This window comes from Candidatus Pelagibacter sp. HIMB1505 (genome assembly GCF_052047915.1).
Taxonomy (GTDB): domain Bacteria; phylum Pseudomonadota; class Alphaproteobacteria; order Pelagibacterales; family Pelagibacteraceae; genus Pelagibacter; species Pelagibacter communis_A.
This window is the reverse complement of the sequence record NZ_JBNAIR010000001.1, coordinates 1,167,964-1,182,647: the sequence shown is the minus strand read 5'-3', so window position 1 is coordinate 1,182,647 and position 14,684 is coordinate 1,167,964. Positions and strand designations below refer to the sequence as shown.

Sequence of the window (14,684 nt, the reverse complement as noted above, 5' to 3'; positions counted from 1 at the left end):
ACAATAACAATATAATTAAGATTGTTGGATCTGGTGAAGTTTTTATTCAAAATAATGCTGATTTTGTTAAATATAAAATTACTAATATTAAAGATGATTATTTTTATGATTTAAATTTAGATATTAAGAAAAATCCATTGGTTGTTGATTTAATAAATTTTGAAAAAAATATTGAAAATAATTTAAACTTACAAATAAAAGGTGAACTAATAAAAAATAGATTAAAATTTGATAGAATTATTTTATCAGAAAATAAGAATGTTATATCTATTAAAAATTTAAAGCTATCAGATAAATATGAGATTGAAGAAGTAAACAATATTCAATTTAATTTTCAAGACAAATCAAATCATAAAAACGAGTTAGAGCTCAAAAAGAATAATAATGAATACTTAATTACTGGAAAAAGTTTTAATGCTGATAAATTACTAACTAATTTATTAAAATCGAATGATAATGATAAAAAACAATTTTTTAGTAAAAATTTTAAATTAAAGATTGATATTAAAAAAATTTTATTGGATCCAAATAATGCAATCAATAATTTAAAAGGTGAAATTGCTTTTAATAATAACAAAATAACAAAATTAAACTTAGATTCAAATTTTTCTAATAATCAAAAAATAACGTTTACCATAAGAGAAAATAGTGGTGAAAAAATAACAACATTATTCTCAGATGAAGCCAAACCTTTGGTAGATAGATATAAATTCATAAAAGGTTTTAGTGAAGGAAAGCTAGATTTTTATTCAACTAAAAAAGACAATGAATCAAAATCGACACTAAAGATTTATGACTTTAAATTAAAAGAATTACCCGCATTAACAAAAATTTTAACTTTAGCATCTTTGCAGGGAATTGCTGATCTATTGTCAGGTGAAGGAATTCGTTTTAATGAATTTGAAATGAACTTTTCTAATAAAGGAAATCTTATGACAATTGATGAAATTTATGCAATTGGTCCTGCTATTTCTATTTTAATGGAAGGATATGTTGAAAAAGATAGCTTAATTAGCTTGAGAGGAACTTTAGTTCCAGCAACTACTATCAACAAAGCTATAGGGTCTATACCATTGATTGGTAATATATTAGTTGGTAAAAAAGTTGGTGAAGGTGTTTTTGGGGTAAGTTTTAAAGTTAAAGGACCACCTAAAAATTTAGAAACAACAGTGAACCCAATAAAAACACTTACGCCAAGATTTATAACAAGAACATTAGAAAAAATTAAAAAAAATTAGTTTAGTTCAATTTTTATATGTCTTTTTTTTCCTAATGATAATTTTAAAAAATTATCATTAAATAACTCTATAGAAATAATTTTTTTTTCATCAATAATGATCTCATTGTTAATTTTGACACCATTATTTTTTATAAGTCTTCGGACTTCACTTTTTGACTTTTCTAATTTAGAAAAAATTACAAGATCTAATATATTAAAATTTTCGTTCAATTGATCTTTTTTAATTTTTACAGACGGTAGATTTGAACCTGATGAGTTTTCAGAAAATGTTTCTTTGGCTATTTTTTCAGAATTTCGAGCTTCATTCTCTCCATGAAGCATTTCAGTAGTTTTATTAGCTAATAAAATTTTAAGTTCGTTAATATCTTTATCTTTGAAATTATTAATTTCTTCAATTGTTAAATCTGTAAAAATATTTAAAAATTTTTTTACATCCCTATCGTCAGTATTTCTCCAAAATTGCCAATAGTCGTATGGTGATAAAAATTTTTTGTCTAGCCATACAGCACCATTTTCTGTTTTGCCCATTTTAGCACCTGAGGCTAATGTAATTAGTGGAGTTGTTAGTCCATAAGCTTGATTATTTGAAAATCTTTTTATTAAATCAACTCCATTAACAATGTTTCCCCATTGATCAGAGCCACCGATTTGCAAGATGCAATTTTCTTTTTGGTTGAGCTCTAAGAAATCATATGCTTGTAAAATCATATAGTTAAATTCCATATAACTTAATGATTGCTCTCTATCTAATCGAGTTTTTACACTATCAAAAGTTAACATTTTATTGATTGTAAAATGTTTTCCAATATTTCTTAAAAAAGAAATATAGTTTAAATCTTTTAGCCAAGAATAATTATTTACAAAAATTGGTTTTGTATTTTTATCACCAGAGGATAAATAATTTTTTAAAATATTTTCTATATTTTTTGTATTTTTTTCAATTTCATTTTCATCTAAAATTTTTCTAGTCTTATCTTTTCCTGAAGGATCACCAATTCTAGTAGTGCCACCACCTAACAAAACAATTGGTTGATGACCATGCTTTTGTAAAAGTCGTAGGCACATTATCTGAAGCAAACTACCAACATGTAAACTTTCAGCTGTACAATCAAAGCCAATATAAGCTTTTATTTTTTTTTGATTTAGTAAATCAGATAATTCTTTTTCATTGGTGCATTGATAGAAAAAACCTCTATCTTTAAATTCTTTTAAAAATTTATTCATAAGCTTATAGTTCTACAATATACAAAAATTTTTAAAAAAAAATTAAATATGAAAAAAAAAATATTTACTGTTCTAGGCTTAATGAGTGGAACTTCGATGGATGGAGCTGATGTATCTTTAATTAAAACAGATGGATATGATTACTTTGAGCAAATATCTAATGAATTTTATGAATTTAATAATGAATTGTATAAAGATTTAATATCTCTTAGAAAAAAAATTAATGAGCTTAAAGATTTAGATGAAAACATTGTATCCATAAGTGAAATTGAAAAGAAATTCACAATTTTTAATGCTAAAATTATAAATAAATTTGTCAAAAAAAATGGCCCAAAACCTGAGTTAATAGGTTTCCATGGACAAACAGTTTACCACAATGTTAAAGAAAAAATTTCTAAACAGTTGGGAGATGGTAATCTTTTATCTCAACTAACAAATTGTACAGTTGTTAATAATTTCAGGAAACAAGATATAGATAATTCTGGGCAAGGAGCTCCTTTAACTCCAATATTTCATTATTTAATTTCAAAGCAAATAAATAAGAAAAAAAAATTAACTTATCCTTTAAACATTATTAATATTGGTGGAATTACTAATGTTTCTACTATTTTAGGTAATGAAGAGATTCAAAAAGAAATTTTTGCGTATGATGTCGCCCCTGGTAATTGCTTGATTGATGAATGGGTAAGGAAAAATAGCAATAAAAAATTTGATGAAAATGGATTTCTTGCATCATCTGGAAAAGTAAATGAATTAATTCTAAATCAATCTATAGATAATTTTCAAATATCTTCGATAAAAGATTCAATGGATATAAATGATTTTGATATTTCGTTTGCGAAAGGTTTAAATCTTGAAGATGGATGTTCAACTTTAAATGAATTTACCGCTTATTTAATTTCAGAAGGATTAAAAAAAATTAATCAAATTAATAATATTGAGGTTAAAAATTTTATTATATGTGGTGGAGGTAGAAAAAATAAAAAACTTGTTGAAAATATTTATAAATATTTTGGTGATAAAAAATTAGTTATTAAAGATATTGATGTTTATCAATTTGATGGTGATTTTATAGAGTCTCAAGCATTTGGATATCTTGCGGTAAAAAGAATTTTAAATTTAGCAATTACTTTTCCAACAACAACTAGATGTAAAAATCCATCATTAGGTGGTGAGATTATAAAAAATTTTTAATAAAGAGCAGTTTCTTTTTTTATATATTTATCTAAATGCTTAACTAATTGATCTTCACTTTTTGAGAAAAAATGATTTGCATCAGGAACAGATTGAAATTCAACTTTAATTCCTTTTTGAGCACTTAATCTTTTATCTAGCTCTGTTATATATTCGAGAGGAACTAATTCATCTTTTTTACCGTAAATCATCATCCCTGAAGTGGGACATGGTGAAAGAAAAGAAAAGTCATAAGCATTTGGTTGAGGAGAAATTGCAATAAATCTATTGATCTCAGGTCTACGCATAAGTAATTGCATAGCTATTAGGGATCCAAATGAAAAACCAGAAACCCAACATTGAGAGTTGTCAAAATTTTCTCTTTCAAGCCAATCTAAAGCTGCTGCAGCATCAGCTAATTCTCCTTGGCCATTATCAAATTCTCCATCACTTTTACCAACACCTCTAAAATTCACTCTACAAACTGAAAAATCGTTTTCCATGAATGTTTTGAATGTTTCCACAACAATTTTATTATTCATTGTTCCACCATATTGTGGGTGTGGCTGAAGAACCAAAGCAACTGGAGAGGTATTTTTTTTACTCTTAAAATATTTTGCTTCTAATCTTCCAGCTGGTCCAGGTATAAATATTTCTAAAATTTTATTGTCCATATTATTTAAATTTTTGATTAAAAAGACGTTTATTTAGCATATCTGCGCGTCAAAATGTTAGTACTTTTTTGAATGACCTAAACTTGACTATTTTAGTCAAGTATCTATATACCCTCGTAAATCAATATATTTTATGAAATTAACTTCAAAAGGAAGATACGCTGTCACCGCCCTAGTAGATTTGGCTAGATTTAACCGTGATAATCCAGTTTCTCTGAGAGATATATCTCTAAGACAAGGCATATCAATAGATTTTCTTGAACAAATTTTCTCAAAATTAAAAAAAAAGGAAATTGTTCAAAGTATTAGAGGGACACAAGGTGGATATGTTTTGAATAGACAACCGAATGAAATCAAACTTACTAATATTTTTGATGCAGTAGATGAAAAAGTAAAGACTGTTCAGTGTAAAAAAGAATCTAAAAAAGGATGTAATGGAAAAGCAACCAAATGTTTAACTCATAATCTTTGGGATGAATTAGAAAATCATATCAATAAATTTTTTGAAGAAAAAAGTTTAGAAGATTTAATCACTAAAAAAACACAAGAAAGAATTCATTATGGACACTAGAGAAAAAGATATAGAAAAGCTTAAAGATTATAAATATGGATTTTCTACAGATATTGAAAATACAAGAGCACCCAAGGGTCTAAATGAAGATGTCATAAGATTTATTTCCAACATTAAAAAAGAGCCAGAGTGGATGTTAAAATTTAGACTAAATGCATTTGAAAGATTTAAAGTTTTAAAAGAGCCAAATTGGCAAAAACCTAAATATCCAAAAATTGATTATCAAGATTTATATTATTATTCAGCACCAAAAAGCATGAATGACAAACCAAAAAGTTTAGATGAACTTGATCCAAAACTTTTAGAAACATATAAAAAACTTGGTATTCCTCTTCAAGAACAAGCAAGAATAAATGGAATAGCTGTTGACGCAGTATTCGACTCTGTTTCAGTTGCAACAACATTTAAAGAAGAGTTAACAAAACAAGGAATAATTTTTTGCTCGATGTCAGAAGCAATTCAAAAGCACCCAAAACTCGTTAAAAAATACCTTGGTTCAGTAATTCCAACAACAGATCATTTTTTTGCTACATTAAATTCAGCAGTTTTTACGGATGGATCTTTTGTTTATATTCCTGAAGGTGTCAGATGCCCCATGGAACTATCAACTTATTTTAGAATTAATGCATCTGAAACAGGTCAATTTGAAAGAACTCTTATCATAGCGGATAAAGGTAGCTATGTTAGTTATCTAGAAGGTTGTACTGCTCCAATGAGAGATGAAAATCAACTTCATGCAGCCAATGTTGAATTAATTGCACTTGATGATGCTGAGATAAAATATTCAACAGTTCAAAATTGGTACCCAGGCGATGAAAATGGCAAAGGTGGTATATATAATTTTGTTACAAAAAGAGGATTGTGTAAGGGGAAAAATTCTAAAATTTCTTGGACACAAGTAGAAACAGGATCTGCAATCACATGGAAATACCCAAGCTGTATATTAAAAGGTGATAACTCAACAGGTGAATTTTATTCTATTGCCATTACTAACAATCATCAAAAAGCAGATACTGGAACAAAGATGATTCATCTTGGTAAAAATACAAAAAGTAAAATTATATCTAAAGGAATTTCAGCAGGAAAATCTGATATGATGTACAGAGGGCTCGTAGACATCTCTTCAAAAGCAGATAATTCAAGGAATTTTACGCAGTGTGACTCTCTACTGATGGGAAATAAATGTGGAGCTCATACTATTCCCTATATTAAAAACAAAAATATAAAATCAAATATAGAGCATGAAGCAACAACATCAAAAATTAGCGATGAACAACTCTATTATTGTAATCAAAGAGGATTAAGCCAAGAAGAAGCAGTAAGTTTAATTGTAAATGGTTTTTGTAAAGAAGTTCTTCAGCAATTGCCGATGGAATTTGCAGTGGAAGCACAAAAACTTGTTGGGATAAGTTTAGAAGGAAGCGTTGGTTAAGATGTTATCAATTCAAAATTTAAAAGCAAAAATTGATAATAAAAAAATTCTAAAAGGTTTAAATTTAGAAATTAATCCTGGAGAAGTTCATGCGATAATGGGCCCTAATGGTTCAGGCAAAAGTACACTATCAAATATTTTATCTGGAAAAAAAGGATATGAAATTGAAGGTAAAGTTAATTTCAATAAAGAAGATCTATTAGAACTAGAAACAGAAGAGAGAGCCCATAAAGGAATATTTTTGGCATTTCAGTATCCATTGGAAATTCCAGGAGTAAATACTAATACATTTTTAAAAACATCATTAAACGCCATAAAAAAAGCAAGAGGAGAAAAAGAGCTTGATGCCTTAGAATTTTTAAAACTGATTAAAGAAAAATCTAAAGAATTAAAATTTGATGAAAAAATATTAAGCAGACAATTGAATGTAGGTTTTTCTGGTGGTGAAAAAAAGAAAAATGAAATACTTCAAATGTCAATTTTAAATCCGAAATTATCTATCTTAGATGAAACAGATTCAGGATTAGATATTGATGCGTTAAGAATAGTTTCAGAAGGAGTAAATTCATTAAGAACAAAAGACAACTCTTTTTTAATTATAACTCACTATCAAAGATTACTTGATTATATAAAACCAGATTTCGTACATGTACTTAAAAATGGTCAAATTATAAAATCAGGTGGGCCTGAGTTAGCAATGGATTTAGAAAAAAAAGGTTATGAGGATTTTGAATAATGCTCGATGAACTACAATTAAACTTTGAAAAATCTGTTAAAGATAATAATCTTTCTTCAAAAGAATTAGAAATAAAAAAATTAAATTTTGGTAATTTTTTAAAGAATGGATTTCCAAATAAAAGATTAGAAGATTGGAAATTTCTAGATTTTAATCAGATATTAAAATCAGAATTTAAAAATTTCAATTTTCAACAAGACTTAATTGATGCCAACGAAGAATATTTTAAAATTATAAAAGAGTTTGAGCATAATCAAATTTTTTTATTAGATGGTGTTTTTTTTAAAAGTAACTTTCAATTTGAAGATATAGAAAAAATCAAAATTTCTAATGAAAAATATTATGATGAGCAAATAAATGAAAATAGTTTAGTTAACTTAAACCATGCATTTATTAAAAAGAGACTTAAAATTGAGGTTTTAAGCGGTTATAAAGCTAATAAACCACTGATTATTTACAGCAATATTTCAGATAAAAGTAAATCTTCTATTATCAATTCGAATATAGAATTAATCCTTGGAGAAGATAGTTCATTAGAGGTTATAAATTTATCAAACACACCTAAGCATATTAATTTTTTTAATAGCTTCTGTAGCATGACCATAAAGGATAATGCTGTACTTAAAGTTTTTAATATTAACAAAGATAAAAAAAATATTATTGAATATAATTTTGATGAAATTGATTTAAATAAAAATAGTCATTTAGAATACTTTATTTATTCTAGTGGGTCTAAATTTAAAAAACATGACATTAATTGCTCATTAAATCAACAATATGGATCAGCAGTTATAAATGGTATTTTAAATCTAGGTAAAGACAATCAACATGAAATTAAGACTACTATTAATCACAATGAAGAAAATTGTCGAAGTTATCAACTAATCAAGAATGCACTTAATGAAAAATCTAAGGGAGTATATCAAGGAAAAATTTTCGTTGATCAGAAAGCTCAAAAAACAGATGGTTATCAATTAAGTAGAGCACTGTTGCTTAGTGATGAAAGTGAATTTAATGCTAAACCTGAATTGGAAATTTATGCTGATGATGTAAAATGCTCACATGGCTCAACCTCAGGAAATATTGATGAAGATGCAATTTTTTATCTTATGTCGAGGGGATTATCGTATCATCAATCAAGACAACTACTTATAAATGGTTTTTTACAAGAAGTAATAGAAAAAATATCTGTATCTCAGATTAAAGAATTAATAAAAAGAATAACTGGAATTAAAGATGAAAATTGATCAAATTAAAAAAGAGTTTCCAATTTTTGATGAAAAGATTCAAAATAATGATCTTGTTTATTTAGATAGTGCAAATTCATCACAAAAACCAAAAGTGGTTATTGATAGAATAAATGAGTTTTATACAAAGCAATTTTCTAACGTTGGGAGAAGTGTTCATTATTTAGCTGTTGCAGCAACAAATTTGTATGAAAATACAAGAACATCTGTTCAAAAATATATTAATGCTAAAGATAAAAACGAAATTGTTTTTACAAAAGGTGCAACAGAAGCCCTTAATTTAGTTGCAAATACTCTAGGACAAAAATATTTAGAAGAAGGTGATGAAGTAATTATCACAGAATTGGAACACCATTCTAACTATGTGCCTTGGCATTTTTTAAGAAAATCTAAAAATATAAAGATTAACTTTGCTGAAATAAATGAATTTGGTGAAGTTCCTATTGAGAATATTGAAAAATTAATTACTGCAAAAACAAAAATTATTGCTGTTAATCATTTATCAAATGTAACTGGAGCGATTTTACCAATTAAAGAAATAACTCAATTAGCTCATTCTAAGGGAATAATTGTTGTTGTTGACGGGTGTCAAGGAGCACCACATTTAAAAATTGATGTTCAAGATTTAGATTGTGATTTTTATGCTATTTCATGTCACAAAATGTATGGACCTACAGGCCTTGGTATTCTTTATGGTAAAAAAAAATGGCTAGATGAATTACCTCCTTACCAGGGTGGTGGCGGAATGATTAGAGAGGTAAAAAAAGATCGTATTTCTTATGGTGATTTACCAAATAAATATGAAGCTGGAACAATGGCAACTGCTCAAGTTATAGCATTTGATCAGTCTATAAAATTTTTAGAAAAGGTTGGAATAGAAAATGTGATCCAACATGAAAAAGAATTAATTGAATATGGACAGGAAATTTTAAAAAAAAATAATTCTGTTAAATTAATTGGGAATCCAAAAAATAAAGGTGGTGTATTATCATTTACTATTGAAGGAGTGCATCCACATGATATCGCAACAATTTTAGATGAAGATGGCGTAGCAATAAGAGCAGGACACCACTGTTGTCAAATTCTTCATGATAAATTGGGAATTCCTGCTAGTGCTAGAGCATCTGTCGGAATTTATAATACTAAAGATGATTTAGACCAATTAAATGAGTCTATTAATAAGTGTAAAAAAATTTTTGATCTATAATGAATTTAAAAGAACTATATCAAGAGATTATTTTAGAACATGGGAAAAATCCTAGAAATTTAAGAAAAACAGAAAACTTTAATAAGGACGCAAAAGGTAACAATCCATTGTGTGGCGATAATGTCCATGTTTATTTAAAATTAGATGAAAATAAAAAAGTCCATGATATTTCTTTTGAAGGTAGTGGATGTGCGATATCTATGGCCTCTGCATCGATAATGACTGACCTTGTCAAAGGTAAAGCTGAAAAAGAAGTTAAAGAAATTGTTGAGGACTTTCTATCAATGATCAAAGAAAATCCAGATTTAAAAACGAATCTTTTAAAAGAAGATGAAAAAACAAAGCTTATGTGTTTATCTGGAGTAAAACAATATCCAATGAGAGTTAAGTGTGCAACTTTATCTTGGCACACATTAGTGACAGCAATTGATGGAAAGAATACAGAAGTTAATACTGAAAAAACAAATTAAACATTATGAGTGCAAAAGAAAAAATAATTGAAGAAATTAAAAAAATTTATGACCCAGAACTACCAGTAAACATTTATGAGCTGGGTTTAATTTACGATATTCAAGTTGAAGATAAAAAAGCAAAAATTAAAATGACATTAACTACTCCAAATTGTCCAGTTGCAGAAAGTTTACCAAAAGAAGTTAAGGATGGTGCAATGCAAGTTGAAGAAATAGAGGATGTAGATTTACAATTAGTTTGGGACCCTCCATGGAATAAAGATATGATGTCTGAAGCTGCAAAATTGGAGTTGAATTTATAATGAACCCAATAATTAAACTCAGTGATAATGCGGCACAACGTATTAAGGAAATTATGTCTCAAGCAGAAAAAGATGCCCTAGGGGTTCGAGTTTCAGTTAAGTCAGGTGGTTGTGCCGGGATGTCTTATGTGATGGAATACACTAAAAAAGCAAATCCAGGCGATGAGATAATTGAGGATAAAGGCGTAAAAGTTTTCGTCGATTCAGCTGCTATTATGTACTTACTTGGTACTGAAATGGATTACAAAAAAGATGAGTTATCCTCATCATTTGTATTCAATAATCCCAATGAAACTGAGAGATGTGGGTGTGGAGAGTCCTTTAAAATAGGATAGGACATAACATCCCATAACACGCATATCAGTATTGCATAATATGCATATCTAATATATATGATTCATATGAACAAATTTGAATTTAAAAACTTAGTTAAATCCTTAAAAAATTCTCTGCAACAGAGAACTTTTTTTAAAGACCTGAGAAAAGAAGTAGAAACTGGTGCTAACGGCACGCAGGACTACGTGGTCAAAAAAGGAATTAACAAAGATACAGTTGCAACTACTAGACAGTAACTAAATATTAACTGCTATAGTACATCTCAAACTCAACAGGATGAGGTGCGTGCTCAAATTTATGAATCTCTTCAAATTTAAGTGCAATGTAAGCATCGATTTGATCATCTGTAAATACCCCACCTTGAGTTAGAAAATCTCTATCTTTATCTAAGCTTTCCATTGCTTCTCTCAATGATCCACAAACTGTTGGAATAGCTTTTACTTCTTCAGGTGGAAGCTCATACAAGTCTTTATCAAATGACTCACCAGGATGAATTTTGTTTTTAATTCCATCAAGTCCAGCCATTAGCATTGCTGCGAATGTAAGGTATGGGTTACCAGATGCATCTGGAAATCTGATTTCACATCTTGCACCTTTTTTACTTAAGGTAATTGGTATACGACATGATGCAGATCTATTTCTTGCAGAATATGCAAGTAGCACTGGTGCTTCAAAACCAGGAACTAATCTTTTGTAACTATTAGTTGTTGAATTAGCAAATGCATTAATTGCTTTTGCATGTTTTAATATTCCACCAATATAGTGCAAAGCAGTTTCTGATAAACCTGCATATGCATCACCTGAAAATACTGGAGTATCACCTTTCCAAATTGATTGGTGAATGTGCATTCCTGATCCATTATCTCCAGCAACTGGTTTAGGCATAAAAGTAGCTGTTTTACCAAATGAGTGTGTTACCATTTGTACAACGTATTTGTATAATTGAACGTTATCTGCTTGATCAACTAAAGTTCCAAAATACATACCAAGCTCGTGCTGACTTGGAGCAACTTCGTGGTGATGTTTTTCAACTTTAATTCCAACCTCTTTTAAATTCTTAAGATATTCTCCTCTCATATCTTGTTCACTATCAACTGGAGGAACCGGAAAGTATCCACCTTTAACTGGAGGTCTATGTCCCATATTTCCATTTTCATAAACTTTACCTGAGTTATATGGACCTTCTTTACTATCCAAAACAAATCCAGTGTTGTTTGGATCATTATTAATTCTTACATCATCAAAAACAAAAAATTCTGGTTCAGGACCAAAAAAAGCTTTATCGCCTATGCCAGAAGATTTTAGATATTCTTCTGCTTTTTTAGCAACACCTCTAGGATCTCTTTCGTAGGGAGATTTTTTTACAGCATCTAAGATGTCACAAAAAAGTACTACCGTATTATGCGATGTAAAAGGATCCATAAACATTCTTGCAGTATCTGGTTTTAAAATCATGTCAGACTCATTAATAGCTTTCCAACCAGCAATTGATGAACCATCAAAGAAAACACCTTCGTTAAGCATATCTTCATCAACAATAGTTGCATCCATTGTCAAATGTTGAAGTTTACCTCTTGGATCAGTAAATCTAAGATCTACGAATTCTGCTTCTTTTTCTTTAATAAATTTTAAAACATTTGCTGCACTCATTTTCACTCCTTTTTAAATTTTGTGTGTATGAATTATCAAATTAGTGTTGTTTAACAACGCTCTATTAACATATAACACCTATGCAAATTTTACATAAGTGTGCTATTTAAAGGTCAAAATTACTAGCAATCAAAAGTTGTATAATGAGTTTTTTACAAAAAGAACCAGTTCAAAGAGCAGAAAAATTTCTTAAAGAATTTGACATTAATCTTAATGTGATTTCACTTGAAACATCTGCAAGAACTGCTGCTGATGCTGCTTATTCTCTTAAATGTGAAGTAGGAGCAATTGTTAAAAGTCTACTTTTTTCAGCTGATGATAAGTTCATTCTTTGTTTAGTTTCAGGAGATAAAAAGGCCTCATTAAATAAACTGAAAAAAAATTTAGATATCAAAAATATGGAAATGGCAAAAGCTGAAGATGTAAAAGAGGTAACAGGTTATACTATTGGAGGTGTTTCTCCAGTAGGTCATTTAAAAAAGATTAATATTTATATTGATAAAAATTTAGACAGGTTTAAAGATCTCTATGCAGCAGCGGGTCATCCAAACTGTGTTTTTAAGATAGATTTTAAAAACTTAGTTCAAATAACAGATGGTTCAATTTTAGATATTACTGAATGAGACAACCTATACTTATTGACTATATATTATTAACCGTATTAGCTGTGATCTGGGCATCAGCTTTTTTTAATATCAAAATAGCAACTTATTCATTTGGACCTATTACAATTGCTTTTCTAAGAGTTTTTTTTGGAGCTCTGCCTGTTTTGTTACTTTGTTATTTTAAAAAAATAAAAGTAGAAGCTTTTTCAAAAGATTGGCACTGGTTTGCAATGATTGGCTTTATCAATTTAGTGGCTCCATTTTTTTTAATTGCTTATGGAGTTAAATCTGTTCAAAGTAATTTAGCTGCAATCTTAATGTCATCAACAGCTTTAAGCTCAACAGTTCTTGGTCACTTTTATACAAAAAATGAGAGATTTGATCTTACAAGAACTATTGGTGTGTTAATTGGTTTTTCAGGTATCGTTTATTTATTTTCAGATAATTTATTAATTACAGAAAATAATTTTACTTCTGCTTTATTAATTCTTTTAGGTGCAACTTGTTATGTTATTGGAGGATTGCTGACTTTAAAAATAAGTAAGAAGAAAAATGAAAATGTAACTGGTTCGATACTAATTTGGGCAACTATAATATTGATACCACTAGTAAGTTTAGTTGAACAACCTTGGAATTCAACTCCTAGATTAGACTCAACTATATCAGTAATTTATTTAGGTCTAGTTTCAACAGGTTTAGCTTGGTTATTAAGATTTAAAATTCTAACAACAAATGGATTAATTTTTCAATCACAAGTCTCTTATTTAATTCCAATTTTTGGAGTTATACTAGGTTATATTTTTCTAGATGAAATAATAACAATCAAAGTTTTAGTTTCTTTATTTGCAGTAATTATTGGAATATATTTTGTTAAAAAGGCTGGTATTAAAAAAACTACTTAAGCTTTGCAATTTCTCTAATATGTGATGGTCTTGTTTCACAACAACCACCTAAAATAGTAGCTCCACCTTCCTTAAATTTTTTTGCAAACTCTGCAATTTTAATTGGATTTAGATCAGTTCTTTGTCCTAAAAATTCATTAGGATTTCCTTTGCTTTTTCCATAATTGCTTGTGTAACCACCTTTTGGTTTTGTTGTTTGAAATGCATTAAATTTAAAACCAAAAGGCACTCCTAAACTTTTCATCTCATCAAAGTTTTGCTCATAGGTCTCAGGAGATACGCAAGATAGCATTACACCTAGTGCATTTTTGTCTATGATTTTTTTAATTTCCGAGATTTTTTCTCCACTTGGTAATTTTGTTCCCTCAGATATGTGTATTCCAATTAAGTAGGGCTTATTAAATTCCTTAATAGCTTTTATTCCACATTTGAACTCTTTCACACTGCTTAAAACGTCAAAATAATAAAAATCAATAAAAGGATCTAGTAATTTTGCTTGTTCATTAAGGTCATCTTCAATCTCATTCTCACCTCTTTCATCTGCTTCATATGTTAAATTTTGAGGAGGTAATCCACCAGCTATTTTAACATTTGGATAATCTTTTTTTGTCTTGAATGCTATTTCACCAGCTTTTTGATTTAAATATTCAAATTTATCTTCAACAGAATTATCTCTTAATCTTTTTCTTCGCATTGTAAAAGTAGCTGTTACAATTACTTCTGCACCTGCTTTTATAAAATTAGAGTGAGTATCTAAAAGAAGTTGATGATACTCTTCTTTAAGCACTGCATTTGCACTCCACAAAGTTCCATTAGGGCTCATTCCACTTGCAAGTAATTCTTGACCCATACCGCCATCAAGTATTCTAGTTGTTTTAAAAAAATCTAAATCAATCATTTTTCTTAATCTATTAA

General features: G+C 28.5%; 16 protein-coding genes and 1 pseudogene. 13 read left to right on the top strand and 4 right to left on the bottom strand.

Annotated elements, in window-relative coordinates; genetic code table 11:
- A pseudogene (locus tag ACTTAU_RS06310) lies at nt 1-1,238 on the top strand (hypothetical protein); the annotation flags it as partial.
- Here ACTTAU_RS06310 and tyrS read toward each other — a convergent pair.
- Complete coding sequence (gene tyrS / locus ACTTAU_RS06305; protein WP_438304075.1) at nt 1,235-2,464, bottom strand: tyrosine--tRNA ligase; 1,230 nt, start codon at nt 2,462-2,464, stop codon at nt 1,235-1,237. The pseudogene ACTTAU_RS06310 and the gene tyrS sit on opposite strands and share 4 nt — an antisense overlap.
- Before the next feature lie 48 nt (nt 2,465-2,512).
- Between tyrS and ACTTAU_RS06300 the strand changes: the two genes are divergently transcribed.
- Nucleotides 2,513-3,658 (top strand): anhydro-N-acetylmuramic acid kinase, encoded by a 1,146-nt coding sequence (locus ACTTAU_RS06300; RefSeq protein WP_438304073.1) that lies wholly within the window; start codon nt 2,513-2,515, stop codon nt 3,656-3,658.
- Here ACTTAU_RS06300 and ACTTAU_RS06295 read toward each other — a convergent pair.
- A complete protein-coding gene (locus tag ACTTAU_RS06295; protein ID WP_438306226.1) occupies nt 3,655-4,299 on the bottom strand; it encodes an alpha/beta hydrolase in 645 nt (214 codons plus the stop codon). The genes ACTTAU_RS06300 and ACTTAU_RS06295 overlap by 4 nt on opposite strands.
- Before the next feature lie 145 nt (nt 4,300-4,444).
- Here ACTTAU_RS06295 and ACTTAU_RS06290 point away from each other — a divergent pair, with 145 nt between their 5' ends.
- From ACTTAU_RS06290 to ACTTAU_RS06250, 9 genes are all read left to right on the top strand, one after another.
- A complete protein-coding gene (locus ACTTAU_RS06290; protein WP_438304071.1) occupies nt 4,445-4,882 on the top strand; it encodes an RrF2 family transcriptional regulator in 438 nt (145 codons plus the stop codon).
- Entirely contained in the window at nt 4,872-6,314 is a 1,443-nt protein-coding gene (gene sufB / locus ACTTAU_RS06285; protein WP_438304069.1) for a Fe-S cluster assembly protein SufB, read from the top strand. Before ACTTAU_RS06290 ends, sufB begins: the two co-directional genes overlap by 11 nt.
- 1 nt (nt 6,315) lies before the next feature.
- Nucleotides 6,316-7,050: a Fe-S cluster assembly ATPase SufC gene (gene sufC / locus ACTTAU_RS06280; RefSeq protein WP_438304067.1), complete on the top strand. Its 735-nt coding sequence runs from the start codon at nt 6,316-6,318 to the stop codon at nt 7,048-7,050.
- Complete coding sequence (sufD, locus tag ACTTAU_RS06275) at nt 7,050-8,297, top strand: Fe-S cluster assembly protein SufD (protein ID WP_438304065.1); 1,248 nt, start codon at nt 7,050-7,052, stop codon at nt 8,295-8,297. The genes sufC and sufD overlap by 1 nt, the downstream gene beginning before the upstream one ends.
- Nucleotides 8,287-9,504 (top strand): aminotransferase class V-fold PLP-dependent enzyme, encoded by a 1,218-nt coding sequence (locus tag ACTTAU_RS06270; protein WP_438304063.1) that lies wholly within the window; start codon nt 8,287-8,289, stop codon nt 9,502-9,504. Before sufD ends, ACTTAU_RS06270 begins: the two co-directional genes overlap by 11 nt.
- Nucleotides 9,504-9,974, top strand: coding sequence for a Fe-S cluster assembly sulfur transfer protein SufU (gene sufU, locus ACTTAU_RS06265; protein ID WP_438304060.1), 471 nt, complete (start codon nt 9,504-9,506; stop codon nt 9,972-9,974). Before ACTTAU_RS06270 ends, sufU begins: the two co-directional genes overlap by 1 nt.
- A gap of 5 nt (nt 9,975-9,979) precedes the next feature.
- Nucleotides 9,980-10,276: an iron-sulfur cluster assembly protein gene (locus ACTTAU_RS06260; protein ID WP_438304058.1), complete on the top strand. Its 297-nt coding sequence runs from the start codon at nt 9,980-9,982 to the stop codon at nt 10,274-10,276.
- The gene (locus ACTTAU_RS06255) at nt 10,276-10,611 is read left to right on the top strand and encodes a HesB/IscA family protein (protein ID WP_438304055.1); all 336 of its coding nucleotides are present in this window, start codon (nt 10,276-10,278) and stop codon (nt 10,609-10,611) included. The genes ACTTAU_RS06260 and ACTTAU_RS06255 overlap by 1 nt, the downstream gene beginning before the upstream one ends.
- A gap of 66 nt (nt 10,612-10,677) precedes the next feature.
- The gene (locus ACTTAU_RS06250; protein ID WP_172819937.1) at nt 10,678-10,848 is read left to right on the top strand and encodes a hypothetical protein; all 171 of its coding nucleotides are present in this window, start codon (nt 10,678-10,680) and stop codon (nt 10,846-10,848) included.
- 7 nt (nt 10,849-10,855) lie between these two features.
- On the opposite strand, the gene glnA is transcribed toward ACTTAU_RS06250, so the two are convergent.
- Entirely contained in the window at nt 10,856-12,262 is a 1,407-nt protein-coding gene (glnA, locus tag ACTTAU_RS06245) for a type I glutamate--ammonia ligase (RefSeq protein ID WP_438304052.1), read from the bottom strand.
- A 143-nt stretch (nt 12,263-12,405) separates the two neighbouring features.
- Here glnA and ACTTAU_RS06240 point away from each other — a divergent pair, with 143 nt between their 5' ends.
- Nucleotides 12,406-12,885: a YbaK/EbsC family protein gene (locus ACTTAU_RS06240; RefSeq protein ID WP_438304050.1), complete on the top strand. Its 480-nt coding sequence runs from the start codon at nt 12,406-12,408 to the stop codon at nt 12,883-12,885.
- The gene (locus ACTTAU_RS06235; RefSeq protein ID WP_438304048.1) at nt 12,882-13,769 is read left to right on the top strand and encodes a DMT family transporter; all 888 of its coding nucleotides are present in this window, start codon (nt 12,882-12,884) and stop codon (nt 13,767-13,769) included. The genes ACTTAU_RS06240 and ACTTAU_RS06235 overlap by 4 nt, the downstream gene beginning before the upstream one ends.
- Here the strand turns inward: ACTTAU_RS06235 and ACTTAU_RS06230 are convergent.
- On the bottom strand, nt 13,762-14,667 hold the full coding sequence (locus ACTTAU_RS06230; protein WP_438304046.1) for a homocysteine S-methyltransferase family protein: 906 nt from the start codon (nt 14,665-14,667) through the stop codon (nt 13,762-13,764). The genes ACTTAU_RS06235 and ACTTAU_RS06230 overlap by 8 nt on opposite strands.
- Nucleotides 14,668-14,684: the final 17 nt, after the last annotated feature.